We start from the raw sequence: 22,439 nt of genomic DNA on the forward strand, positions 1-22,439 counted from the left end.
GCCGCTGACGACCGCCGTCTTCTCGTCGATACGCACCGGCTCCCGGCCCTCGCGCACGTTCTGGATCGCCGCGTGCGCGGACGCGGCCGAACTGCCGTTACTCGCCGACCGGTTGGCTTCCCCCGGCTCGCGCGCCGGCTGATTCCCCACCGGTCCCCGCCGACGAGCACCACCCGCGGTCCACGCACCCCCGAGACACCCAAGTCCACACACCCCGAGACACCAAGGAGAAGCGCATGCGTCGATCTCGTCATGCGGCCCACGCCGTCACCGCCCTCGCGGTCGTGCTGGCGGCCAGTGCCTGCTCGTCCGGGAGCGGCTCCGACGACGGCGCCTCGGGCGGCAAGAAGTCCGTCGTCGTGGCGTCGAAGAACGAGATACCCGCCATCAACCCGGCCAAGGACAACAGCTCCACCAGCATCCAGCTCGCCTGGGCCATGTGGGCTCCGCTCACCGACCTCGACCAGAAGACCGGCAAGCTGAAGTACGTGGTCGCCGACTCGGTCACCTCCAAGGACGCCAGGACCTGGACCATCAAGCTCAAGCCGGGCTGGACGTTCACCAACGGCGAGAAGCTGACCGCCAAGGCGTTCGTGGACACCTGGAACTACACGGCCTACGCCCCCCACGGCTACAAGAACAACGGCTTCTTCAGCCGCATCAAGGGCTACGACAACCTCAACCCAGCGAGCGGCAAACCCAAGAAGACAACGATGTCGGGCCTGAAGGTGATCAACGACCTCACCTTCCGGGTCACGCTCGACAAGGCCTTCTCCCCGTACCCGACGACGCTGATGTACTACGGCTCCGTCGCACTCGCCCCCGAAGTGCTCAAGGACCCCGACAGCTACGACCACAAGCCGATCGGCTACGGGCCCTACAAGCTCAAGTCCCCGTGGAAGGCCGGGCAGCCGGTCGTCATGGTCCGCAACAAGAAGTACCCCCTCAAGGGCCCGGAAGCGGACCAGCTCACCTACCGGTTCTTCTCCAACCCGGAGACCGCCTACAACGAGTTCCTCGCGGGCAACGTGGACTACACCATCGTCCCCGACACCAAGGGCGACACCTACAAGAAGGACGCCCCCGGCAAGGGTGCCGTGTCCAAGGCCGCGGTCAACATGACCTACCTCGTCCCGCCGGTCAACTCCGCCCCGTACAAGGACCCGAAGGTGCGCCGCGCTCTGTCGCTCGCCCTGGACCGCAAGGCGCTCACCAAGCTGCGCGCGGGTTCCTTTCCCGCCACCTCGTTCACCGCGCCCTCGCTGCCCGGGTACCGCGAACACACCTGTGGCGCCTGCACGTTGGACATCGCCAAGGCCAAGCAGCTGCTGAAGCAGGCGGGCGGCTTCCCGGGCACGCTGAAGATGTACTACAACAGCGACGACCCCGGGCAGCGAGTCTTCGCCGAGGCGCTGGGCAACATGTGGCGGCAGAGCCTCGGCATCAAGGTCGCCTACGTCGGCAAGCCCGCCATCGACCTCAGCGCCCTGTTCAGCAAGGGCAAGGTCGACGGCATGTACCTGGGCGGCTGGGGCCACGACTACCCGTCCATCGAGGACTGGCTCACCCCCATCGTCGGCAGCCACGGCGACGTGAACGGAGCCCGCTACAGCAACCCCGCCCTCGACAAGCTGATCGACGAGGGCAACGCGCTCGCCGACCCGGCCGCCGCCATCAAGAAGTACCAGGCCGCCGAGGACCTCGAGGCCGAACAGATGCCCATGATCCCGCTGTACCACAAGCCGGACGCCTATCTGCACGCCCCCGGGGTCGAGCCGCTCGACTCCCCGTACGCCGGACTCAATCCGGTCTGGTCGACCGTCTCCCGCTGAACTCCCCGACACCACAAGGAGATACACGATGTTCAGGTACGCGCTCCGGCGCCTGATCATCATGGTGCCGATCGGGATCATCGTGACGTTCATCGTCTACGCGATGGTGTTCGCCCTGCCCGGCGACCCCATACAGGCACTGTCCGGCGGCAAGCCGCTCGCCCCCTCGGTGATCGCGGCCAAGCGCGCCTACTACCACCTCGACGATCCGCTGTTCTCCCAGTACCTGCACTTCATGGGGAACCTGCTGCAGGGCAACCTGGGCCAGACCTTCGACGGCCAGGACATCGGCGAACAGCTCGCCCTGCGCTGGCCGGTCACCCTCCAGCTCGGACTGACCGCCCTCGCCATCCAGACCGTCTTCGGCCTGCTGTTCGGCATCTACGCCGGCTGGCGGCGCGACGGCCTCGTCGACCGGGCACTGCTCGGCGCCACCCTCGCGGTGCTCGCCGTGCCCGGCCTCGTCGTTATGTTCTTCGCCCAGTCCGTGTTCAGCGTCCAGCTCGGCTGGTTCCCGGTCTCCGGCAGCGCCGACGGCTGGCCCACCAGCTATCTGCTGCCCGCCACCGTCCTCGGCGTCCTCGGCTTCGCCGGGCTCGCCCGCATCACCCGCACCAGCCTCGCGGAGGTGGCGGGCGCCGACTTCGTGCGCACCGGCCGCGCGAAGGGACTGTCCCCGCAGCGGATCCTGTGGCGGCACGTGCTGCGCAACGCCCTGCTCCCCGTGATCACGTACATCGGGCTCGACCTGGCCGGCACGCTCGGCGGCGCGATCATCACCGAAGGCATCTACAACCTCAACGGCATCGGCCAGTTCATGTTTCGCTCGATCGGAATGAAGGAGGGCGGAGTCGTCGTCACTCTCTCCACTGTCCTGCTCATCGGCTACATGGTCGTCAACCTCATCGTCGACCTGCTCTACGGCCTCCTCGACCCGCGGGTGCGTCATGTCTAGCCCCGCCCTGGTCGTGGCGACCGAGACCGAGCCGACCGCCGAGGACGCCCCCGCGGGCGCCGCGGCCCTGCGCGAACTGCTGCGCAAGCCGCGGTTCGTCCTGTCCGGTGTGGTGATCCTCGTCATCGTCGCGATGGCGGCCTTCCCACGCCTGTTCACCTCCGCCGATCCCACCGCCTGCAACCTGCGGTACAGCAAGATCGGCCCGTCCGCGGCACACTGGTTCGGCTACGACATCCAGGGCTGCGACTACTTCGCCAACGTCATCTACGGCGCCCGCCCCTCGGTCCTGGTCAGCGTCTCCGTCAGCCTCGTCGGCTTCGTGGTGGCCTGCACCCTCGGCATGCTCGCCGGATACTTCCCCGGGTTCGTCGACGGCCTGGTCTCCCGCACCGCCGATGTCCTGTTCGCACTGCCCGGCATCGTCGCGATGATCGTCATCCTGCAGGCGTTCTCGGCCCGCTCGGTGTGGACGATCGCGTTCGTCATCGTGCTGCTCGGCTGGCCCGCCGGGATGCGCCTGATGCGCTCCACAGTGCTGTCCGTGCGCAGCCGCGAGTACGTGCTCGCCGCCCGGGTGCTCGGGGCGACCGCCCCGCACATCCTGCGCAAACACATCTTCCCGAACTCCGTCGCGCCACTGCTCTCCCTCACCACACTCTCGGTCGGTGTCGCCGTCGGCACCGAGGCCGCGCTGACGTTCCTGGGCATCGGACTGCAGCCGCCGACCATCTCCTGGGGTCTGCAGATCGCCATCGCCGCGTCCTACCGCGACGACATCCATCTGTTCGTCTTCCCCGCGCTGTTCCTGACCCTGACGGTGATGTCCTTCATGATGATGGGTGACACCGTGCGGGACGCGCTCGACCCGAAGCTGCGGAAGTGAGCACGGACATGACCGCCACCGATACCGTCGAACACACCGCCCCGCTGCTCGAAGTCACCGACCTCACCGTCGAGTTCGACACGCAGGGCGGCACCCTGCGCGCCGTCGACGAGGTCTCCTGGGCCCTGCACCGCGGCAAGACCCTCGTCGTCCTCGGCGAGTCCGGCTCCGGCAAGAGCGTCTCCACCCAGGCCATCACCGGCATCCTGGACACCCCACCAGGACGTGTCCGCGCGGGCAGCGCCCTCTTCGACGGCCAGGACCTGATCGCGATCCCCGAGAAGCAGCGCCGCCGGATCATCGGCAGCCGCATCTCGCTCGTCTTCCAGGACGCCCTGTCCGCCCTCAACCCCGTGCACACCGTCGGCCGCCAGATCGCCGAGCTGTACCAGGTGCACCGCGGCATGTCCCGCAAGGACGCCATGCGCAGGGCCGCCGACATGCTCGACCGGGTCGGCATCCCCACCGCCCGCGCACGGGTGCGCGACTACCCCCACGAGTTCTCCGGCGGCATGCGCCAGCGCGTCATGATCGCCATGGCACTCGCGCTCGGCCCCGAGGTGCTCATCGCCGACGAACCGACCACCGCGCTCGACGTCACCGTCCAGGCCCAGATCCTCGAACTCCTGGAGGAGATCCAGCAGGACAGCGACATGGGCGTCGTCCTCATCACCCACGACCTGGGCGTCGCCGCCGAGATCGCCGACGACCTCGTCATCATGTACGCGGGCCGGGTCATCGAATCGGGCCCCACCCCGCTCGTCCTCGGCGACCCGGCCCACCCCTACACCCAGGGTCTGCTGCGCTCGATGCCGTCGAGCGAAATGAAGGGCCTCGAACTGCCCGCCATCCCCGGCACCCCGCCCAACATGCTGCGCCTGCCGACCGGCTGTCCCTTCAGGCCGCGCTGCCCCAAGGCGATCGATCTGTGCGCCACCGAGCGCCCCGCGCTGCGCGCCCTGTCGAGCGGCGGCCCCCGCAAGACCGCCTGCCACCTCGCGGACACCCTCGACACCACCGAGACCCCCTCACTGGCCGGAGGCGCCTCATGAGCGACGTACTCCTCCAGGCGACCGGCCTGGCGAAGCACTACGACACCGCGCCCCGGCTGCGGCCCGGACGCGCCAAGTCCCTGGTCCGCGCCGTCGACGGAGTCGACCTCGAACTGCGCAAGGGCGAATCCCTCGGCATCGTCGGCGAGTCCGGCTGCGGCAAGTCGACCCTGCTGCGGCTGCTGTGCGCGCTGGAACGGCCCACCGCGGGCAGCCTCACCTTCGACGGCCAGGACGTCGGCCGGCTGCGCGGCGCCGCACTGCGCCGCTGGCGCCGCCGCGTCCAGGTGGTGTTCCAGGACCCGTACGCCTCGCTCAACCCGCGCATGCGCGTACGCGACATCATCGGGGAGGGGTACGACATCCATCCCGATGCCATCCCGAAGCAGGGGCGCCGCCGCCGGGTCGAGGAACTCCTCGAACTGGTGGGCCTGGAGCCCGCACACGCCGACCGCTTCCCGCACCAGTTCTCCGGCGGCCAGCGCCAGCGCATCGGCATCGCCCGGGGCATCGCCCTCGGCCCCGACGTCCTCCTGTGCGACGAACCCGTCTCGGCCCTCGACCTGTCCGTACAGGCCCAGGTGGTGAACCTGCTGCTGCGCCTGCAACGGGAGTTGGGCCTCAGCCTGGTCTTCGTCTCCCACGACCTCGGCGTCGTACGCCATGTCTCCGACCGGATCGCGGTCATGTACCTGGGCAAGGTGGCCGAGTACGCGGACGCCTCCCGCCTCTACGAACGTCCCGGCCACCCCTACACCCAGGCCCTGCTGTCCGCCGAGCCGTCCCTCGACCGGATCCGCAATCCCGACGCTCCGCGCCGCCGCCGCATCGTCCTCGCAGGTGACCCGCCTTCTCCGGTGAACCCGCCTTCGGGGTGCCGGTTCCACACACGGTGTCCGGTGGTGCGGGACGTGTGCCGACAGGTGGAGCCGGAACTGGCGCAAGTGGACGGCCGATTGACGGCATGTCATTTCGCGGGGGAGCTGCTCGGGGCGGACGACGGGGTGGTGAACGCGTCCGGCGCCGGGCGTGAGGGGTGACGCATCGTCCGCGCCGCCGGCCCCCGGCTCCTCCGAACCGCGCCTGCTCCCCACTGGTGACGGCCCCCTCTCCATCGCCCTGTCCGCGAACGGCCGTACCGCCCACGTCCTGGACAAGTCGGCCACCGGGCCAGGCGGCGAGGACCATGTCACCCGGATCGACGTGGCCCGCTGACCTGGGTCAGCTCATGTCGGACTCGATGCGGTCGACCGCGTCCTTGGCCTCCTTGAGGCCCACGCCGGTCGCCTCGCGGTAGGCCTTGATGGCCGGGATCTTCTTGCCGTCCCGCAACAGGCCCCGTACGCCGTCGAGTCCAGGGACGAGTGTGTCGGTCTCGATGCCCAGGTGCTCGGCCACGAGGTCCAGCTTCCGCTCGATGCGGGCGGACCTGCGGTCGGCGCGGTCGACCTTGCGCTCGATGGTGCCGACCGCGATGAGTACACCGACGAGGAGGAGGAGTATTGCTGCGATGTCCATGGGCGGTGATCCTAAGCGATGTGGGTGTCGTGTACGGGCCGCCTGCCGGTCGTCGCCCACCGCGTCGAGCGTGTCGCCGAGGACGGCCGGCCGCACACCAATGGAGCCTGAGACCATGACCGATCCGACCCAGGACCCCCGCTTCCTCCGGGACCCCTACCCGGCCTATGCGGCCATGCGGGCCACCTGTCCGGTCCAGCCCGTACCGGCGGCAGGTCCCGGCGGCCGCACCAACTACGTGGTCACCGGCTACGCGGAAGCCAGGGAAGCCCTCCACGACCCCCGGCTCTCGAAGGACACGGCCGTCTTCTTCGCGGGCAAGGGATCGCGTCGGCGCCTGCACCCCGCGGTCGCCCACACCATGCTCGCCAGCGACCCACCCCAGCACACCCGGCTTCGTAAACTGGTGACGAAGGCGTTCACGACCGGGGCCGTCGCCCGGCTGCGACCGTTCATCGCCCGCGTCACCGAGGACTTGCTGGATCAGTGGCACGTCGGTGAGCCCTTCGACTTCGTGGCCGGCCTGGCGGTGCCGCTCCCGGTCGTCGTGATCTGCGAACTGCTCGGAGTCCCGCCGGCCGACCGGCCCGACGTCCAGCGCTGGTCCGCGGAGCTGTTCGCGGCGGGGGAGCCCGATGTCATCGACGCGGCCTCGCACGCGATGGCGGAGTACATGACGGACCTGATCGCCGCCAAGCGCGGCGATACCGGCGGCTCCCTCCTGGACCAGCTCATCGCCGCTCGCGACGGAGAAGACCGGCTGAGTGAACCTGAACTCGTGTCCCTGGCCGTCCTGTTGCTCGTGGCCGGACACGAAACCACGACCCACGCCCTCGGCAACGCACTCCTGGCGTTGCTGCGGCATCCGGCCCAACTGGACCGCCTGCGGCGCGACCCGAACGACATCCCCGATGCCCTGGACGAACTCCTGCGCTTCGACTCCGCGGTGAGCACGTCCACCTTCCGGTTCACCACGGAGGACGTCACGCTCGGCGGTACCGAGATCCCCGCAGGCGTCCCGGTGTTGGTCGCCCTCGGAGCGGCCAACCGGGACCCGTTGCGGTTCCCGGTGCCGGACGAGCTGGATCTGGACCGGGATGCCGCCGCACACCTCGCCTTCGGCCACGGCATCCACCGCTGTGTCGGAGCACCCCTGGCCAAGGCGGAGATGGAGATCGTGCTGCGAGCCGTTTCGGCGCGCTTCCCGGCGCTCCATCTGGCGGTGCCGGCAGACGAGTTGGTGTGGCGAAGGACCCGTCTTGTGCGGGGTCTATCGTCGCTTCCCGTCGTGGCTGCGGAGACGTAGCTCGGCGCCATCGATGAGCCGCACCGTCGATGTGTCCGCGCCACCGAATAAGAGGTCGTGCGGTTCTGCCCACTCCAGTAAGGTCGGGATCTTCAGGCGGCGGAGGTCGCTCTGGAGTCCTTGAAGGTACGGGTCACCGTCATGCATCCAGCCGACCACCCTGCTCGCCGCAGACTCGACGCCGCTCTGTCCGATCTCGCCACGGTCTTCCACGGGATGACCGCACGTCCGGACGAGGCCAACTGTGAGTGTCACTGGGGGAGCGCGGAGGAGCTGTCCCTCCTCAAGACGCCCGACGTGGAGCTGGACCCGGACCTCCTGCGCCGCACCTGGCAGGCCATCGACTGGACGGATCACGGGGCGGTGCTGCGCCGCGTCCTGCCGCAGTTCGCTGCTGCCTTGGTGGCCGGTCGCGTCGATCCGCTGTTCGGGCTGGAGGAGGCAGGGGATTCCTTCGCCCGTGGCCGCTGGCAGCGGTGGCCCGATGAGCAGGCCGGTGCGGTACGCGAATTTCTGCACGCCTGGTGGGCGCAGAGCCTCACGGACCCGACCGCGGCCGTCCCGGCGCACCAGGTGATGGCCATGTGCGCCGAGGCGTCCGGCACGGTCGCGCCCTGGCTCGCCGACTGGGAGCAGCAGCCGGGCCACCTCAGTGACCAGCGGCTCGTGGAGGCAGCGGAGGAGTGGGAGTACGAGCTCCTCGGCGACCAACTCCCTTGGTTCGTCAACTGGTACGAGAACGACGAGGAGCAGATGAGCGCCGAACTGGCGGCCTGGCTCCACGGCCACGCCGCGCCGCGGCTCCGAGCCTCTGGTGCCTCGCCGGAACTGCAACGTCGGATAGGGCTGCTCGCCCTCACCGGCGAGGAGCGCTGGACGCATCCGCACTGGCCGGGGCATCGCTACTGACGTTCGGCGGTGCGTGGCGGACGGCGGGCTGGCCTCTTACGGGCGGGCCCGCCATGGCCCGACCACGACCGAACACCCATCAGTCCGGTGACAACGGAACGCCCACCAGCCCGGTGACCTCAGGCCCGTGACATCAACTCAGTGACATACGCATCCAACCGCCCCTCCACCACCCGCGTCGTCAGCTCCGTCCTCCCCGCCTCCCGCCACGGCCGCGCCACCACGTGCACCTCTTCCGAGAACGCGAGCGCGTCCCGCACCCGCCAGTACAGCCGCGCGCCCGCGTCGTCGGCGAGTGCCCCGCCGGCGTCCTCGTACGCGTCGGCGAACCGCTGGCCCCACTCCGGTCCGTGCAGCAACGCGAGGTTGGTGCAGCAGTGCGCCACGTCGAGGTCCGTCGGGCCCCAGGAGGCCCCGGCCCAGTCGACGACGCCGGTGATCCGGGTCGGCGGAGCGTCGAACAGTACGTTGCCGGGGTGGAGGTCCCGGTGCAGGAAGCGCCCTTCGTAGGGCGGCGCGGGCGCACGGATGATGTCGATCGCCGCGGCCCACGCGGCGGAGTCGGCTCCCTCGGGAACCACGATGGTGTCGGCGGTGCTCAACGCCTCGTATTTCGGGGGCTGTTCATCGGGATGCACCGCATGAATGGCCACGAGCTGACGCGCCATCAGCCGGACCCGCGTCTCCAGCCTTTCGTCGCCGAGGAACGTACGACCCGGCAGATGTGTCATCAGGAGCGAGGGATACTCGCAGTGCGCCGCGGTCGGGTCGGCAGCGATCAGCCCAGGAGCCGTTACGTCGCTCGCCCCCGCGAGCAAGGCCAGCGCGCCGGCCTCCCTGTCCAGCGCGTCCTCGGCGCGATCCACGAAGAACGGATCCACGTAACTGCGCAGCACCAGCTCACGGGTGCCTCCGCCCCGCACGGCGACGGTCAGCCTCCGCATCTCGGCGGTGACACCACCGTGCAACGCCTCGACGCGAGCGACCCGTTCCCCGGCCTCAAGGAACCGCTCCACCCACGCAGACGTCGACGGCCGGACGGTGGCCGATTCATCGGCTGTCTCATCGTGATCGATCACCGGGCCAGCGCATCATCCGGGCGGCGGGACGCACAAGTGGATTTCGCACGGGGCGCGTCGAGGGCTCGTCCGGCCCGTCGAACGTCGTGCGAAAGGTATTGACGCCGGTTTCGGCCGTATGAACTATGGCCTGACTACGTAGTCATGCCCACAGGTCAACCACCGGAGGGCGCATGCCGACGACCATGACCGACGTGGCCCGTGCCGCCGGTGTCTCGCAGAAGACGGTGTCCCGCGTCGTCAACGGTGAGCAGTACGTGAGCGCGGAGATCCGCGAGCGCGTGCACCGGGCCATCCGCGACCTCGACTTCCGTCCCAACAACACGGCCCGCGCGCTGCTCCGGGGAAAGCACCGCCGCATCGGTGTGATCTCGCTCGGCAGCGCACACTACGGACCCACGACCCTCCTCATGGCGCTGGAACGGGCCATGCAGCGGGTCGGCTACGCGTTCGCCCTGGCCGGTACCCGCGACGGCCGGGACCGGAGCCTCGCCGCTGCTGTCGCCTCGTTGCTGGCCGAGGGGGTCGACGGCATCGTGCTGTCGGAGCCCGTGGACGACGGTTCGCCACTCCGGTTCCGCTGCGACGTGCCGATGGTGAGCCTGGGCGAACCCGTCGAACTGTCCGGCGCCGCGAGCGCCGTGGTCAGCGCCGACGGTGTGGCCGACGCCCGAGCCGCCACGGAGCACCTGCTCACCCTCGGGCATCGAACCGTCCGGCACATCCCCGGCCCCGACAACTGGTTCAGCGCCCGCGACCGCGAGCGGGGCTGGCGTGCGGCGCTGGCGGCGGCCGGCGTCGTGGCGCCACCGCTCGCCGCCGCGGGGGACTGGACCCCGGCCTCCGGCTACCGTGCGGCCCGACGCCTGGCCCGCGACCCCGATGTCACCGCCGTCTTCGCCGCCAACGACGAGATGGCACTCGGCGCCCTGCGTGCCTTCACCGAGGCCGGGCGCCGCGTACCGCAGGACGTCAGTGTCGTCGGTTTCGACGACACTCCCGCGGCCGCGTACCTCACCCCGCCGCTGACCACCGTCCGCCAGGACTTCGAGACCGTCGCGACCCGCGCCGTCGAGGTCCTGACAGCCATGATCGAGGGCAAGCCCCACCCGGCTGAACATCCCGAACTGGCCAGTGAGTTGGTGGTACGAGAATCCACCGCACCACGACCTCGCACCTGACCACATAGCCGTACCGGCAGGCCGGAACACCCACCGGTCAGCCCCGCCCTGCCCACATGCATCTCCACGGCCCCGGCCCCACTCCGCACCACGTGAGGAGTCACGTGTGTTCACCCCGAGCCGCCACCTCCACCCCTCGCCCACCCGACCCCCGTCCCGCCGCGCCCTGCTCCGCGGCGCCGCCGGGCTCGGTGCCACCGCCGCCCTCACCGCCTGCGGGCAGGGTGCCACCACGCCGCGTACATCCGGCGACGTCACCCTCGCCCTGTGGACCCACGACCAGAACTACGAGGACTTCTTCACCCGCTCGATCCCGGCCGCCAACCGGCTCACCGACTTCGCGTACCACCTGAGCACCACGCGGGCGGGCGCGCCCGACCTTGTCACCAAGCTGCTCGCCCAGGCCGTCGCCGAGCGTGGCGTGCCGGACATGGTCGGCTTCGAGATGAGCGCCTTTCCGCGGATGCTGCGCGGTGACATCGCCGAGCGGCTGCTGCGCGACCTCGGCGAGGACGTGGCGAGGACGCCGGGCCTGAAGGAGGATCTGCTGCCCGCGCGCACCGCCCCGTTCAGCAAGGACGGCAAGCTCTACGGACTGGACTCCGACACCCCGCTGATCGTGCACTACTACCGCAGGGACCTCTTCGAGAAGTACGGGCTGCCGGCCGGGGCCGACACCTGGGAGGAGTTCGCCCGGATCGGCGAACGAGCCCACCGCGAACACGGTGTCGCGCTCAACGCCGTCGTCACCGGGCCCGACGTCAACCAGGTCGTCCAGTCCTTCCAAATGCTGTTCAACCAGCGCGGCGGCGGCCTCTTCGACAAGGACCAGCGACTCACCCTCGACTCGCACGAGGCAGTGGAGGCACTGGAGTTCATCTGCCGCGGTCTGCGCGCCGGCTTCATCACCCCTGTCTCCGACTACTTCGGCGGCCCGATGCAGGCCGCGCTCAAGCAGGGCAAGGTGATCGGCGTCCTCATGGCGACCTGGTTCAAGATCTACGGACTGATGCCCAACGTGCCCGAACAGAAAGGGAGATGGGGCATGGCGGCCCCGCCCCGGTTCGCCGCGGGCGGCCACGCCACCGCCACCACGGGAGGCACCGGATTCGGCGTGCTGCGGGGCAAGCCCAACACCCTCGCCGCCGCCGAGTTCCTGCGCAGCACCTACCTCACCCACGAGGCGCAGGTCAGACGCTTCCACGACCTCGGCTATCTGCCCACCCGCGCCTCCGTCTACCGGGACAAGGCCCTGCTGCGCACCACGGACGCGTACCTCGGCGGGCAGCGCCCGTTCGATGTCTACACCGCGCTCCTCGACGACGTACCCCGTGTGTACGTCAGCCCCGATCAGTCGATCCTCAACGACGTGCTCGCCGGCTGCCTGCTCGGCGCCTACCGAGGTGATCTCACTCCCCGTGCCGCCATCCGCAAGGCGGCAGCGGACTTCCGCGACCAGGCGGGGAGGTAGCCATGACATCGACATCGACATCGACATCGCTGCGCGCCCGCCCGGCGCGCTCGGGTGCCACCGCCCCGGTCGACACCAGGGCCCGCCGCGCGGCCCTGCACCCGTACCTGTTCATCGCCCCCTTCTACGTGCTCTACGTGCTGTTCATGCTGGTGCCCATCGCGGTGGCGCTCTGGCTCAGCCTGTGCGAGTGGGTCGGGCTCGGCGCCCCGCACTGGGTGGGCCCGCGCAACTACGCACACCTGCTGACGGACGCGAGCTTCCACCGGGCGCTCGGCAACACCGGGATCTACGTCCTGGTCAGTCTGCTGGTCATCGTGCCCGCCGCGCTCTTCGTCGCCCAGGCCATCAACGCCCGCGGGGTACGCGCCCGCGACCTGTGGCGGACCGCGTACTTCGTGCCGATCGTGGTGTCACCGATCGTCGTCGCCCTGATCTTCGGGCTGATCTTCGACCGGCAGTTCGGCCTGCTCAATTCGGTACTGCGGGCCCTGTTCGGCACCGGCTCCGTGGACTGGCTGGGCGATCCGACGCTGTCGAAGGTCGCCATCTCCCTTGTCATGGTGTGGCGTTGGACCGGCTACCTCACCATCTTCTTCCTCGCCGGACTGCAGAACGTGCCGCGCGAGCTGTACGAGGCCGCATCCATCGACGGCGCCGGGCCGGTGCGCACCTTCTTCACGGTCACCCTGCCCGCGCTGAAACCGGTGGCCGCGTTCGTCGCGGTGACCTCCTTCATCGGGGCCGCGCAGATCTTCGACGAGCCGTATCTGCTCACCGGCGGCGGACCGGCCGAAGCGACCTTGTCCGTCGCCATGTTCATCTACCGGGCGGCCTTCGAGCGCCAGCAGTTCGGCTACGCGGCCGCCGCAGGAGTCGTGCTGTTCGTCGTCGTCTTCACCCTCAGCCGGCTCTTCAACCGACTGCTCGGCATCGGGAGGACCCAGTGAACGTCACGATGCTGCGCCGCCCGCTCCTGTACACCACCCTCGGCGTGCTGCTGCTCGCCTTCACGGCGCCGCTGCTGTGGGCACTCAGCGGCTCCCTCAAACGGCGTGGCGACATCTTCGGCTACCCGCCCAAGCTCGTCCCGTCGCCCGCGACCCTCGCCAACTTCCGTTCGCTGCTGGCCGAGCAGCCCTTCGGCCGCTGGTTCCTGATGAGCGCCGTGGTCGCGCTGCTCGCCACTGTGGTGTCGGTGTTCGTGTGCGCCCTGGCCGGATACGGCTTCGCCAAGTTCCGCTTTGCCGGGAAACGGTTCCTGTTCGGCGTGATGTTCAGTTCCCTGTCGATCCCGTTCGCGGTGATCCTCGTGCCGCTGTTCGTGATCCTCGTGAAGTCCGGGCTCGGCAGTCCGTGGTTCGCGCTGATCGTCCCGTGGGTGGCGCCCGCCTTCGGAATCTTCATGATGCAGCAGTACATCGTGCAGAGCGTCCCGGACGAGATCCTGGAGGCCGCCCGCATCGACGGCGCGAGCGAGTTCGGGATCTTCCGGCGCGTGGTGCTGCCACTGCTGCGACCCTCGCTCGGAGCCCTCGGCGTCTGGCAGTTCCTGCAGAGCTACAACAGTTTCCTGTGGCCGCTCGTCCTGGTCTCCGACAGCTCCCAGTACACCCTCCCGCTCGGCCTGCAGACCCTTTTCCGCGCCGAGAACCGGCAGTACGACCTCGTCCTCGCCGGATCCGTGCTCGCGGTGTTCCCCGCCGTCCTCGTCTTCGTCCTCCTGCGCAAGCAACTCCTGGAGGGCCTGTCCACGGGCGCGGTCAAGGGCTGACGGCGCCACCTGTCCGCATCCTCAACTCCCTTATAGGAGAAGCATGTTCGACCTCCCGGACCGCGTCCTGTTCGGTGCCGCCTACTACCACGAGTACCAGCCGCACGACCGGCTCAAGGACGACCTCGACCAGATGGCCGAGGCCCGTTTCACCGTCATCCGGGTCGGCGAGTCCGTCTGGTCGACCTGGGAGCCCGACAACGGCCGCTTCGATCTCGACTGGCTGCGGCCCGTCCTCGACGGCGCGCACGAGCGCGGCATCTCCGTCGTCCTCGGCACCCCGACGTACGCCGTGCCGCCGTGGCTCGCCCGCCTCTACCCGGAGATCGCGGGGGAGCGCAGGACGGGGCAGCGGATCGGCTGGGGTGCCCGCCAGGAGGTCGACTTCACCCACCCCGCGTTCCGCTTCCACGCCGAGCGCGTCATCCGAAAGATCATCGGACGCTACGCCTCCCACCCGGCCGTCACCGGCTTCCAGGTCGACAACGAACCGGGAAACGAACTCCTGCACAACCACGGCGTCTTCCAACAGTTCACCGACCGGCTGCGCGCCCAGTACGGCGACGTGGAGACGCTGAACCGGGAGTGGGGCCTGGTGTACTGGTCGCACCGGCTCGCCACCTGGGCCGATCTGTGGACCCCCGACAACAACGCCCAGCCCCAGTACGACCTGGCCTGGCGCCGCTTCCAGGCCGACCTCACCACCGAATTCATCGGCTGGCAGGCCGACATCGTGCGCGAGTACGCGCGGCCCGACCAGTTCGTCACCACCTGCATCTCCTACGAACGCCCCGGCGTCGAGGACGATCAACTGACGCGTGGCCTCGACGTCACCGCGGGCAACCCCTACTACGCGATGCAGGACGGCCTCACCCACCCAGAAGTGTCGCAGTCCGCGCAGAACTGGACCACTTCTGGCACCTGGGCCCTGTACCGCAGCGCGGACCGGATGTACTCCTCGCGACAGGAACCCTTCCTCGTCACCGAGACCAACGCGCAGGCCATCGGCGGGAGTCACCACAACCAGCCCGCGTACGACGGCCAGTACCGGCAGGCCGCCTGGGCGCTGATCTCACGTGGCGCCTCGATGATCGAGTACTGGCACTGGCACACGCTGCACTTCGGCACCGAGACCTACTGGGGCGGCGTCCTGCCCCACAACGGCCGCCCAGGCCGCGTCTACCGAGAACTCGCCGCACTGGGGGCCGAGTTGGAGACGGCGGGCGACCTGGTGGCGGGGCTCACCCCGGACGCCGACGTCGCCTTCCTCTACGCGGGCCCCAGCAAGTGGGCGCTGCGGGCCCAGCCCCCGCTGGCCCGCGCGGACGGGGGAGCGGACCCGAACGCGTACCAGACCATCTTCGACGCCTTCTACCGCGGCGCCTTCGACGCGGGCCTCCAGGCGCGAGTGCTGCACCCGGGCCAACTCCCGGCCGCGGCCGCCGACCTGCCACCGGTGCTCGTCGCCCCCGCCTACTACGCGGCCGACGAGGCCACCCTCGACCTCCTCACCACCTACGCCGAGCAGGGCGGCCACCTGATCATCGGCCCGCGCACCGCGTACGCCGACCACGAGGCCCGCGCGCGCACGGACAACCAGCCCGCGCGCCTCGCCGAGGCCGCCGGGGTGACCTACGACGAGTTCAGCAATCTGACGACACCGCTCACGGTCCACGGCACGGAGGCCTTCCCGCTGCCGACGGAGGCGCGTGCGCTGCACTGGGCGGACGGCCTGACCTCGACGGGCGCACAGCCCCTGGCCTCCTACGAGCACCCGCACTTCGGCCGCTGGCCGGCCGTCACCACCCACCCGTGCGGGGACGGTCGCATCACCTACGTGGGCACGGTGCCGGACCCGGTGCTGGGGCGCTCCCTGTTCCGCTGGTCCGTGCCGCAGACGGACTGGGAACCGGAGGCCCCCAGCGTCACCGCCACGTCGGCCACCTCCCGTGACGGCCGCCGGGTCCGCTTCCTGCACAACTGGTCATGGGAGCCGCGGTCGTTCACGGTGCCGGAGACCGCGCGCGATGTCCTGACGGGCGCCGTCCACGAACCCGGGGATGACATCGCGCTGGGCCCCTGGGACGTCCGCGTTCTTGAGGAAACGCCTCGCTGAGGGCCAACTCGCCGGGTCCGGCCGGACCCGGCGACGCCACCGGACGTGGCGGTCACCCCGCCGCGAGCCGCCCCTCCCCATACGCGACCTCCCCGCCGACCACCGTCGCCACGACCCCCACATCCCGGATGCGCTCGGGAGCGACCCCCAGCAGGTCGTCGTCGAGGACCGTGAAGTCGGCGAGCATGCCGCGGCGCAGGGTCCCCTTGATGTGCTCCTCGTGCACGGCGTGGGCCGAGCCCACCGTGTAGGCGTGCAGGGCCTGTTCGGCGGTGACCGCCTCGTGCGGGGCGATGGGGGCGCCGGAGGCGGTGCGCCGGTTGACCATGTCGTGGATGCTCAGGATGGGCGAGGCCGCGACGACCGGCGCGTCCGTTGCGCGACGCCGTGCAGGTCGCCACCGGTCACCCGTGGCACGGCCGCACGAACGTTCCGCTGGCCGACCTCGCCACCGAACCGCTCATCCTCATGACCCGCTCCAACGCCGCCCGCCTGGTCGTCGACGAGGCGTTCACCCGGGCCGGCGTCGTCCCCGCCGCGGTCACCGAGACCGGCTCCTCGGTGTTCGACCACCCTCGATTCGACCTGACAGCACTCGTCGTGAACGCACTGGAGGACGCACTCACCGTCCCCCTGTACGCCGGCTGGGACCGTTCGCACTACGCCTGCGAAGCGATCCGTTCCTACGTGGAGGGGCTACGGGCGTACTGCGAGGAGCGGCTTGAGGTGTTTCCGGGGATGGTGACGCCGTAGCGCGCACCGACGCGCGAGCGGGGCGCGGCCCTCGGCGATCGAGGAACCGCGCCCCGCCACCTCACTTCCCGGCCACCGAAGGCGGCGCCGCGTTCGCGCCCCAACTCGTCGGCTTGTCCGAGAGCTTGATGCCGATCGTGCCCGCGCCGAGCAGGTCCTTGTGGGAGAGCCAGCTCTGGCGCAGCGGGGTGCCCTTGCCCGTGGTCACGGACGAGACGTACTGCAGCTTCGACGCGTCCGCGCCCGGTGCCTCGATACTGATCCCGCGGCCGTGTGCCGGGCGGATCTCGACCTTGTCGAACATCGGGGCCGACAGGACGTACTTGGCCGAGCCGGGCTGGACCTCGAAGACACCGGCCATGGCGAAGACGAGCAGCGACGACGTGGCGCCGAGGTCGTCGTTGCCGGGCATGCCGTACGGGTCGTCGGTGAAGAGCGTCCGCATGGCCCGCAGCACCGAGGAGGTCTTCCATGGGGTGTCGGTCCACGCGTACATCCACGGAGCGTGGAAGTCGGGCTCGTTGTTCGGGTTGAACGCGAAGTTGTTGTGGTAGTCGTACGCGCCGGTCACCCAGGAGTCCTTGGCGGCCTTCGCCGGGTCGCTGAGCACGGTCGGCATGTCGAAGAACTTGTCGAGCCGCTGCTCGGCGGCCTTCTTGCCGCCCATCAGGCCGTAGAGGGCCTGCGGGTCCTGCTGCGCGAGCCACTGGTACTGCCAGGCCGTGCCCTCGTGGAAGGCGCCGGACTGGGTCGGGTCGCTGTCACCTGCGACGCTGCCGTCCGCGTTCTTCGTCACGGGGAACCCGGTGAAGCCCTGCGAAGTGACCTTGGAGTCCCACAGCTTGGCGAAGTTTCCGCAGCGCGAGGCGAGCGTCGCGGCCTTGTCCTTGTGACCGAGTCCTTCGGCCATCGTGGACAGCGCGCAGTCGCCGAGCGCGTACTCGAGCGTGGCCGAGCCGGCCTGGCGGCTGTCGCCGTACTTGTAACCGGGCAGGTCCTGGTAACCGACGAAGCCGTTCTTGACGTACGTCGGGTTGCCGTCGCGGCCACGGAAGGTCGACTGGTCGGCCGGCACCTCGTTGACGTTCTTCCAGAGCGCGTCGAAGAGCTCGCGCGAGGTGTGGTCGTCGAGCAGACCGCGGTTGTAGAGGTCGACGATGAACGGGGTGACGGGGTCGCCGCTCATCACGTTCGTCTCACTGTTGCCGAGGCCCCAGCGCGGCAGCCAGCCACCGTCCTTGTAGACACGCAGCAGGGACTTTGCCATGTCCGCGGCCTTGTCCGGGTGCAGCAGTGCGACCAGTTGGTTCTGCGAGCGGTAGGTGTCCCACAGCGAGAACATCTGGTAGTACGGGGAATCCCCGCGATGCACCTTGTCGTCGAATCCTCGGTAGCGGTTGTCGACGTCGGAGCCGATCGACGGGTGCAGCAGCGAGCGGTACAGGGCGCTGTAGTACGTGCGCTGGTCGGCCTTGGAACCACCGGCGACGCGCATCCGGTTCAGCTCGCCCTTCCAGGCGTCGTGCGCGCCGGAGCGGGCCCGGTCGAACGAACTCGGCTGCTCGGCACCGCGGTTGAGGCGCGCACCGTCGACCGAGGTGTACGAGAGTCCCACCGAGGAGCCGACCTTGTCGCCCTTGGCCGGGTCGAACGACAGCCAGGCGCCCGCGCGCTTGTCGCCCCGCGAGGCCTCACGCTGGTTCGGGGTGAGGGTGCCGTCGCTCCACGTGCCGAACTTCGAGAACGTCCGGTCGAACTTGGCGCTGAAGTAGACCCGGTAGCGCTCCTTGCCGGTCTCCCCGCAGAAGTTGCCGCCCTGCACCCACCCTTCGACGGTGTTGTCGCCGACGACCTTGATGTCTCCGGCGTAGGTGCTGCCGTTGCTCTCCCCGGCCTCGATGAGGACGTTCTCCGCGCCCGAACCGCTGGGGAAGGTGTACCGGTGCTGACCGGTCCGCTTCGTCGCCGACAGCTCGGCCTTGATGCCGTTGTCGAACTTCACGCCGTAGTAGCCCGGCGACCGGGTCTCGTTGTCATGGCTGAACTTCGCGCCGTACTGCGCCGGATCGGACGAGGTCACCGCGCCCGTGGTCGGCATGAACCGGATATTGCCCATCGTCTGGCAGCCGACCCCCGAGAGGTGTGTGTGGCTGAAGCCGAGGATGGTGTCCTGCGCGTAGTCGTACGAGGCGTACTTGTTCAGCTGCGTGTCGGGGCTCAGCTGGACCATGCCGAAGGGCGTGGTCGCGCCGGGGAACGTGGTCCCGTCACCGTTGTTGCCGATCGAGGTGTCGACCAGGCTGGTCGGGTCGGCGGCGAAGCCGGGCCCCGCTTCCTTGGCACTCGCGACGCCGGGCGTGAGGGACGCGGCGGCCACGGTGGTGACGATGAACGCGGCGGTGACGGTGCGTATCAGCGACCTGAAAGCTCTCGGCGGTGTGAGGGATCTCGGCGCGTTCGGTGAGTTCGGTGATGGCGACGCTCTCATCGCGATCCTCTCCTTAGACAACGTTGTCGGTGCGGTTCCTGTCGATCTTTGTCTTGGGGGAGGGGATTCGTCAATGGATGAGGGTGCAGGGGCTGTTGAGGTGGGCGGGGGGAGGTCCTAGCTCTGGCTGTCGGAGAACAGCAGCTTGGTCAGCGACCGGAACACGTCCTCCGGGTCCCGCCCGTCCACCGGGTCGCGCAGGTTCTCGCTCAGCAGGAGCGTGGTGAAGCCGTGGGCGAGTGACCAGGCGGCGATGCCCGCGAGTCGGGCGTCGTCGCCTCGACCGCTCTCCGGTACCGCGGCGACGCCGGAGCGCAGTTCGGCTCCCGCACGGGCGCGGGCGGCGAGCAGGGTGGGGTCGTCGGTGCGCAGCAGGTCCGGTTGGAACATGACCTGGAAGTGCGCGGGGTGCTGGATGCCGAACCGGAGGTAGCGCACCCCGCGTTCGCGCAGCTCCGCCGCCTCGGCCAGGGCGTCCGCCAGCAGTGCGAAGCCCTCCGCGGCGATCGCGGTGAGCAGGCCCGTGCGGTCCTTGAAGTGGTGGGCGGGGGCCGCGTGCGAGACGCCGGCGCGACGGGCGAGGTCGCGCAGGCTCAGGGCGCCAGGCCCCTCGGCGGCGATGACGTCCAGGGCCGCCGCCAGGATGGCGCGGCGCAGGTCCCCGTGATGGTACGAGCTGCTCTTGGCGGTGGGCATGGTCAGCAGGCTACGCCGAATCTAGGCATTGACAAGTTTGGGCGCGGCGAGGAATCTAGTCACTGTCAAGTTCGACTGTGCGGGTCACTGGGGACTGGGGAGAGCGTTATGTCGGCACAGAGCGTGGATCGGATCGATCTCGGCCGTGTACGTCAGCTGTGGCACCTGCTGGAGCCGCTGCACGCGGTGGCCTACTTCGCCCCGGAATCCTTCGAGGAGTCGGGCCGGCTCGGCATCGAACCCGGCCGCTGGCCCACCTACTTCGCCTGGCGGGCCGCGCCGCTCGGGCCGGTCGGGAGCGAGCAGGTGACGTCCGCGTTCTACAGCTTCAGCCCGGAGACGGTCGGGCAGCACATCCCCTCCGTGTGGGACGTCGCGGCCCCCGGGGACGTTCTGGCCGCCCGCCTTCGCGCCGTCGACCGGGCCTACCGTTCGCTCTTCGGTGACGGTGACAGTGACGGTGACGGTGTCGAAAGCCCGGAGCTCGCCGAGGCCGCCGCCCTGGCCCGCCGCGTCGCGGAGGCCGCCGTGCACGCGGGCCGGCCACTGGCCGCCGCCAACGCCGCGCAGCCCTGGCCCGCCGCGCCGCACCTGGTGCTCTGGCAGGCCGCGACGATCCTGCGCGAGCACCGCGGGGACGGCCACCTCGCGGCGCTGATGGTCGCGGGACTCGACCCGGTGGAGTCGCTGGTGTCGTTCGCGGCGATCGGGGCGGCGCCCGAGGAGACCTTCGCCAGCCGCGGCTGGAGTGAGAAGGAATGGTCCGCCGCGCGTGAACGGCTCGTCGAGCGCGGCCTGTTGGAGACGGACGGTACGGCGACCGAGGCGGGACGTGCCCTGCGCGCCACGGTCGAGCGTCACACGGACGAGCTGGCGGCAGCGCCCTGGCAGGCGTTGGGCGCGTCCGACCTGGACCGGTTCGGCGACCTGCTGGGGGAGTACTGGGTCGCGGTCCTCGGGTCGGGTCTGCTGCCGGGCACGAACACGTTGGGGATCGGGAAGGTGTGACGGGGTGGAACGAGCCGCCTGCCGTGACAAGGAGAGCGCCGGTCGTCGACAAGGAGGGCGCCGGTCGTCCCGGAGCGGCCGGCCGCGGGGGTGTTGTCAGCCGTCGCCCTCGGCATGATCCCCGGCGGCCTCGCCTGGGGCCCGGTGTCCGAATCGGGCGGCGGGTCGCTCGTACTCCCGCCACTCACGGGCCACTTGGTGGGAGAGGACGACCATCACGTCGTCGCCCAGCTCCTCCGAGAGGATCTCCCCGGCGCGCAGTTCGTGTGCCGGGTCGACGTAGCTGAACAGGAACGACACCGCGACGGCCGCGAAGCCCTCGGCGCGGGCCCGCCGGGCGGCGGCGCGTACGGCCTCCTCGTCGAGCGGTTCGAGCTCGGTGCCGCGCGAGTCGAGGCGGCCGCCCGCCTCCGCGGTGTCCGCGGCGTCGACCAGTGGGGTCGGCTTGCGGTAGTGGAGGTCGAACATGCGGTCGCGGTTGCCCCGGGCGATGCGGTACACGTCCCGCATCCCGGCCGAGGCGAGCAGCAGGACGCGGGCGCCCTTGCGTTCGAGCAGGGCGTTGAGGCCCTGTGTGGTGCCGTGCACGAAGAACGAGATGTCACCCGGTTCGTCGACGGCCCTGCCCAGCGAGGCGAACACGCCCTCGGCCAGGTCTCCCGGCGTCGTCGGTGCCTTCGCTGCGAGATAGGTGCCGCGCGTCTCGTCGTACGCGACGACGTCGGTGAAGGTGCCACCGATGTCCATGGCCACCCGGTACGTCATGCCGCCTCCCGGCTTGTGTCAAGGGATGAGCGGACGCTATCGGCGGGCGTCGGCGGCGACGTGTGCGCGCTGCACGGATTCGACGGCGGCACCGTGCGCGGCGCACGGTTCAGTCGGTTTCGGGCACGCCGCCGCTCTGCTCGACGTCCTCGTGCAGATGCACGATCAGCCAGCGGCCGTCGGCGCCCCGGCGCAGCAGTGCCGTGTTGCGGCTGAGCTCCGGACGCAGGGGAGTGCCGTCGGGGGCGGGGGCGAACGTGACCCGCAGCCAGTGGCGCAGCAGGGCCGTGTCCCCGAAGACATCGACGGCCGGGGCGTACGGGAACAGCCCGGTCTCCTGGGGGCCCTCGCCCGCCGCGGGGCGTGCCGCGCGCAGGCGGTCGAGGTCGGCCTGCCCCTCCACCAGCGGCCCGCCGGCGGAGTCCCAGATGGTGGCCGACGGGTCGAGGCAGGAGTCGATGAGCGACCGGTCCCCGGCGGCGTACGCCTCGTACATGCCGGTGATCAGGGACCAGACGGCGGCCGTGTCGGCGGGGGAGGCGCCCGGTCGGGCGAGGGCCGGGAGGGCGGGCGGCGAGGGGGTGGTGGGCATGCGGGGGCTCCGACCGTGCTGAGGGACCAAGTGCACCGAGTGGTGCCGGCGAGGGGCC

23 protein-coding genes are annotated in these 22,439 nt (G+C 70.1%); 16 read left to right on the forward strand and 7 right to left on the reverse strand.

The features are described 5' to 3' along the window. Positions 1–236: 236 nt before the first annotated feature. From OKJ99_RS25465 to OKJ99_RS25490, 6 genes are read left to right on the forward strand one after another with little or no spacing between them, the layout of a single operon-like run. A complete protein-coding gene (locus OKJ99_RS25465; RefSeq protein WP_326019839.1) occupies positions 237–1,832 on the forward strand; it encodes a peptide ABC transporter substrate-binding protein in 1,596 nt (531 codons plus the stop codon). A gap of 28 nt (positions 1,833–1,860) precedes the next feature. Continuing rightward, positions 1,861–2,787, forward strand: a complete 927-nt coding sequence (locus tag OKJ99_RS25470; RefSeq protein ID WP_326019840.1) for an ABC transporter permease — start codon at positions 1,861–1,863, stop codon at positions 2,785–2,787. Further along, positions 2,780–3,673, forward strand: a complete 894-nt coding sequence (locus OKJ99_RS25475) for an ABC transporter permease (RefSeq protein WP_326019842.1) — start codon at positions 2,780–2,782, stop codon at positions 3,671–3,673. The genes OKJ99_RS25470 and OKJ99_RS25475 overlap by 8 nt, the downstream gene beginning before the upstream one ends. Before the next feature lie 8 nt (positions 3,674–3,681). Further along, complete coding sequence (locus OKJ99_RS25480) at positions 3,682–4,725, forward strand: ABC transporter ATP-binding protein (RefSeq protein ID WP_326019844.1); 1,044 nt, start codon at positions 3,682–3,684, stop codon at positions 4,723–4,725. Continuing rightward, complete coding sequence (locus tag OKJ99_RS25485; protein ID WP_326019846.1) at positions 4,722–5,765, forward strand: ABC transporter ATP-binding protein; 1,044 nt, start codon at positions 4,722–4,724, stop codon at positions 5,763–5,765. Before OKJ99_RS25480 ends, OKJ99_RS25485 begins: the two co-directional genes overlap by 4 nt. Further along, a complete protein-coding gene (locus OKJ99_RS25490; protein WP_326019847.1) occupies positions 5,755–5,940 on the forward strand; it encodes a hypothetical protein in 186 nt (61 codons plus the stop codon). The genes OKJ99_RS25485 and OKJ99_RS25490 overlap by 11 nt, the downstream gene beginning before the upstream one ends. Positions 5,941–5,946: 6 nt before the next feature. On the opposite strand, the gene OKJ99_RS25495 is transcribed toward OKJ99_RS25490, so the two are convergent. After that, entirely contained in the window at positions 5,947–6,243 is a 297-nt protein-coding gene (locus OKJ99_RS25495; protein WP_326019848.1) for a ribosomal protein L7/L12, read from the reverse strand. 115 nt (positions 6,244–6,358) lie between these two features. Between OKJ99_RS25495 and OKJ99_RS25500 the strand changes: the two genes are divergently transcribed. After that, positions 6,359–7,549, forward strand: coding sequence for a cytochrome P450 family protein (locus OKJ99_RS25500; protein WP_326019849.1), 1,191 nt, complete (start codon positions 6,359–6,361; stop codon positions 7,547–7,549). 141 nt (positions 7,550–7,690) lie between these two features. Then, positions 7,691–8,458 (forward strand): hypothetical protein, encoded by a 768-nt coding sequence (locus tag OKJ99_RS25505; RefSeq protein WP_326019851.1) that lies wholly within the window; start codon positions 7,691–7,693, stop codon positions 8,456–8,458. 119 nt (positions 8,459–8,577) lie between these two features. On the opposite strand, the gene OKJ99_RS25510 is transcribed toward OKJ99_RS25505, so the two are convergent. Next, complete coding sequence (locus tag OKJ99_RS25510) at positions 8,578–9,534, reverse strand: phosphotransferase family protein (RefSeq protein WP_326019917.1); 957 nt, start codon at positions 9,532–9,534, stop codon at positions 8,578–8,580. Positions 9,535–9,710: 176 nt separating this feature from the next. Between OKJ99_RS25510 and OKJ99_RS25515 the strand changes: the two genes are divergently transcribed. From OKJ99_RS25515 to OKJ99_RS25535, 5 genes are all read left to right on the forward strand, one after another. Continuing rightward, positions 9,711–10,718: a LacI family DNA-binding transcriptional regulator gene (locus tag OKJ99_RS25515; RefSeq protein ID WP_326019854.1), complete on the forward strand. Its 1,008-nt coding sequence runs from the start codon at positions 9,711–9,713 to the stop codon at positions 10,716–10,718. A gap of 106 nt (positions 10,719–10,824) precedes the next feature. Further along, positions 10,825–12,189, forward strand: a complete 1,365-nt coding sequence (locus tag OKJ99_RS25520) for an ABC transporter substrate-binding protein (protein WP_326019855.1) — start codon at positions 10,825–10,827, stop codon at positions 12,187–12,189. Positions 12,190–12,191: 2 nt separating this feature from the next. Then, a complete protein-coding gene (locus tag OKJ99_RS25525) occupies positions 12,192–13,139 on the forward strand; it encodes a carbohydrate ABC transporter permease (protein ID WP_326019856.1) in 948 nt (315 codons plus the stop codon). Next, positions 13,136–13,963 (forward strand): carbohydrate ABC transporter permease, encoded by an 828-nt coding sequence (locus tag OKJ99_RS25530; protein WP_326019858.1) that lies wholly within the window; start codon positions 13,136–13,138, stop codon positions 13,961–13,963. The genes OKJ99_RS25525 and OKJ99_RS25530 overlap by 4 nt, the downstream gene beginning before the upstream one ends. Positions 13,964–14,006: 43 nt before the next feature. Further along, entirely contained in the window at positions 14,007–16,079 is a 2,073-nt protein-coding gene (locus OKJ99_RS25535; RefSeq protein WP_326019859.1) for a beta-galactosidase, read from the forward strand. Between the two features lie 52 nt (positions 16,080–16,131). On the opposite strand, the gene OKJ99_RS25540 is transcribed toward OKJ99_RS25535, so the two are convergent. Beyond that, positions 16,132–16,407, reverse strand: a complete 276-nt coding sequence (locus OKJ99_RS25540) for an amidohydrolase family protein (protein WP_326019861.1) — start codon at positions 16,405–16,407, stop codon at positions 16,132–16,134. 47 nt (positions 16,408–16,454) lie between these two features. On the opposite strand from OKJ99_RS25540, the gene OKJ99_RS25545 reads away from it, so the two are divergent. Beyond that, entirely contained in the window at positions 16,455–16,832 is a 378-nt protein-coding gene (locus OKJ99_RS25545; protein ID WP_326019862.1) for a LysR family transcriptional regulator substrate-binding protein, read from the forward strand. Positions 16,833–16,893: 61 nt separating this feature from the next. Here OKJ99_RS25545 and OKJ99_RS25550 read toward each other — a convergent pair whose 3' ends face one another. Continuing rightward, on the reverse strand, positions 16,894–19,209 hold the full coding sequence (locus OKJ99_RS25550; protein WP_326019864.1) for a GH92 family glycosyl hydrolase: 2,316 nt from the start codon (positions 19,207–19,209) through the stop codon (positions 16,894–16,896). Positions 19,210–19,219: 10 nt separating this feature from the next. Here OKJ99_RS25550 and OKJ99_RS25555 point away from each other — a divergent pair, with 10 nt between their 5' ends. Next, positions 19,220–19,441: a hypothetical protein gene (locus OKJ99_RS25555; protein ID WP_326019865.1), complete on the forward strand. Its 222-nt coding sequence runs from the start codon at positions 19,220–19,222 to the stop codon at positions 19,439–19,441. Here OKJ99_RS25555 and OKJ99_RS25560 read toward each other — a convergent pair. After that, a complete protein-coding gene (locus tag OKJ99_RS25560) occupies positions 19,438–20,016 on the reverse strand; it encodes a TetR/AcrR family transcriptional regulator (protein WP_326019867.1) in 579 nt (192 codons plus the stop codon). The genes OKJ99_RS25555 and OKJ99_RS25560 overlap by 4 nt on opposite strands. Positions 20,017–20,124: 108 nt before the next feature. On the opposite strand from OKJ99_RS25560, the gene OKJ99_RS25565 reads away from it, so the two are divergent. Next, on the forward strand, positions 20,125–21,024 hold the full coding sequence (locus tag OKJ99_RS25565; RefSeq protein WP_326019868.1) for an SCO6745 family protein: 900 nt from the start codon (positions 20,125–20,127) through the stop codon (positions 21,022–21,024). A gap of 96 nt (positions 21,025–21,120) precedes the next feature. Here the strand turns inward: OKJ99_RS25565 and OKJ99_RS25570 are convergent, their stop codons facing one another. After that, the gene (locus OKJ99_RS25570; RefSeq protein ID WP_326019870.1) at positions 21,121–21,789 is read right to left on the reverse strand and encodes a hydantoinase/oxoprolinase N-terminal domain-containing protein; all 669 of its coding nucleotides are present in this window, start codon (positions 21,787–21,789) and stop codon (positions 21,121–21,123) included. A 109-nt stretch (positions 21,790–21,898) separates the two neighbouring features. Continuing rightward, positions 21,899–22,381, reverse strand: coding sequence for a YybH family protein (locus OKJ99_RS25575; protein ID WP_326019871.1), 483 nt, complete (start codon positions 22,379–22,381; stop codon positions 21,899–21,901). Positions 22,382–22,439 lie beyond the last annotated feature (58 nt).

It is taken from the genome of Streptomyces endophyticus, assembly GCF_035798155.1.
Classification (GTDB): Bacteria; Actinomycetota; Actinomycetes; order Streptomycetales; family Streptomycetaceae; genus Streptomyces; species Streptomyces endophyticus.

Excerpts from the sequence above, each read along its gene's own strand:
- OKJ99_RS25465 (WP_326019839.1), top strand. The coding sequence starts at position 237 with ATGCGTCGATCTCGTCATGCGGCCCACGCCGTCACCGCCCTCGCGGTC.
- OKJ99_RS25470 (WP_326019840.1), top strand. The coding sequence starts at position 1,861 with ATGTTCAGGTACGCGCTCCGGCGCCTGATCATCATGGTGCCGATCGGG.
- OKJ99_RS25475 (WP_326019842.1), top strand. The coding sequence starts at position 2,780 with ATGTCTAGCCCCGCCCTGGTCGTGGCGACCGAGACCGAGCCGACCGCC.
- OKJ99_RS25480 (WP_326019844.1), top strand. The coding sequence starts at position 3,682 with ATGACCGCCACCGATACCGTCGAACACACCGCCCCGCTGCTCGAAGTC.
- OKJ99_RS25485 (WP_326019846.1), top strand. The coding sequence starts at position 4,722 with ATGAGCGACGTACTCCTCCAGGCGACCGGCCTGGCGAAGCACTACGAC.
- OKJ99_RS25495 (WP_326019848.1), bottom strand. The coding sequence starts at position 6,243 with ATGGACATCGCAGCAATACTCCTCCTCCTCGTCGGTGTACTCATCGCG.
- OKJ99_RS25500 (WP_326019849.1), top strand. The coding sequence starts at position 6,359 with ATGACCGATCCGACCCAGGACCCCCGCTTCCTCCGGGACCCCTACCCG.
- OKJ99_RS25505 (WP_326019851.1), top strand. The coding sequence starts at position 7,691 with ATGCATCCAGCCGACCACCCTGCTCGCCGCAGACTCGACGCCGCTCTG.
- OKJ99_RS25515 (WP_326019854.1), top strand. The coding sequence starts at position 9,711 with ATGCCGACGACCATGACCGACGTGGCCCGTGCCGCCGGTGTCTCGCAG.
- OKJ99_RS25525 (WP_326019856.1), top strand. The coding sequence starts at position 12,192 with ATGACATCGACATCGACATCGACATCGCTGCGCGCCCGCCCGGCGCGC.
- OKJ99_RS25535 (WP_326019859.1), top strand. The coding sequence starts at position 14,007 with ATGTTCGACCTCCCGGACCGCGTCCTGTTCGGTGCCGCCTACTACCAC.
- OKJ99_RS25540 (WP_326019861.1), bottom strand. The coding sequence starts at position 16,407 with ATGGTCAACCGGCGCACCGCCTCCGGCGCCCCCATCGCCCCGCACGAG.
- OKJ99_RS25555 (WP_326019865.1), top strand. The coding sequence starts at position 19,220 with ATGAACGCGGCGGTGACGGTGCGTATCAGCGACCTGAAAGCTCTCGGC.
- OKJ99_RS25560 (WP_326019867.1), bottom strand. The coding sequence starts at position 20,016 with ATGCCCACCGCCAAGAGCAGCTCGTACCATCACGGGGACCTGCGCCGC.
- OKJ99_RS25565 (WP_326019868.1), top strand. The coding sequence starts at position 20,125 with ATGTCGGCACAGAGCGTGGATCGGATCGATCTCGGCCGTGTACGTCAG.
- OKJ99_RS25570 (WP_326019870.1), bottom strand. The coding sequence starts at position 21,789 with ATGACGTACCGGGTGGCCATGGACATCGGTGGCACCTTCACCGACGTC.
- OKJ99_RS25575 (WP_326019871.1), bottom strand. The coding sequence starts at position 22,381 with ATGCCCACCACCCCCTCGCCGCCCGCCCTCCCGGCCCTCGCCCGACCG.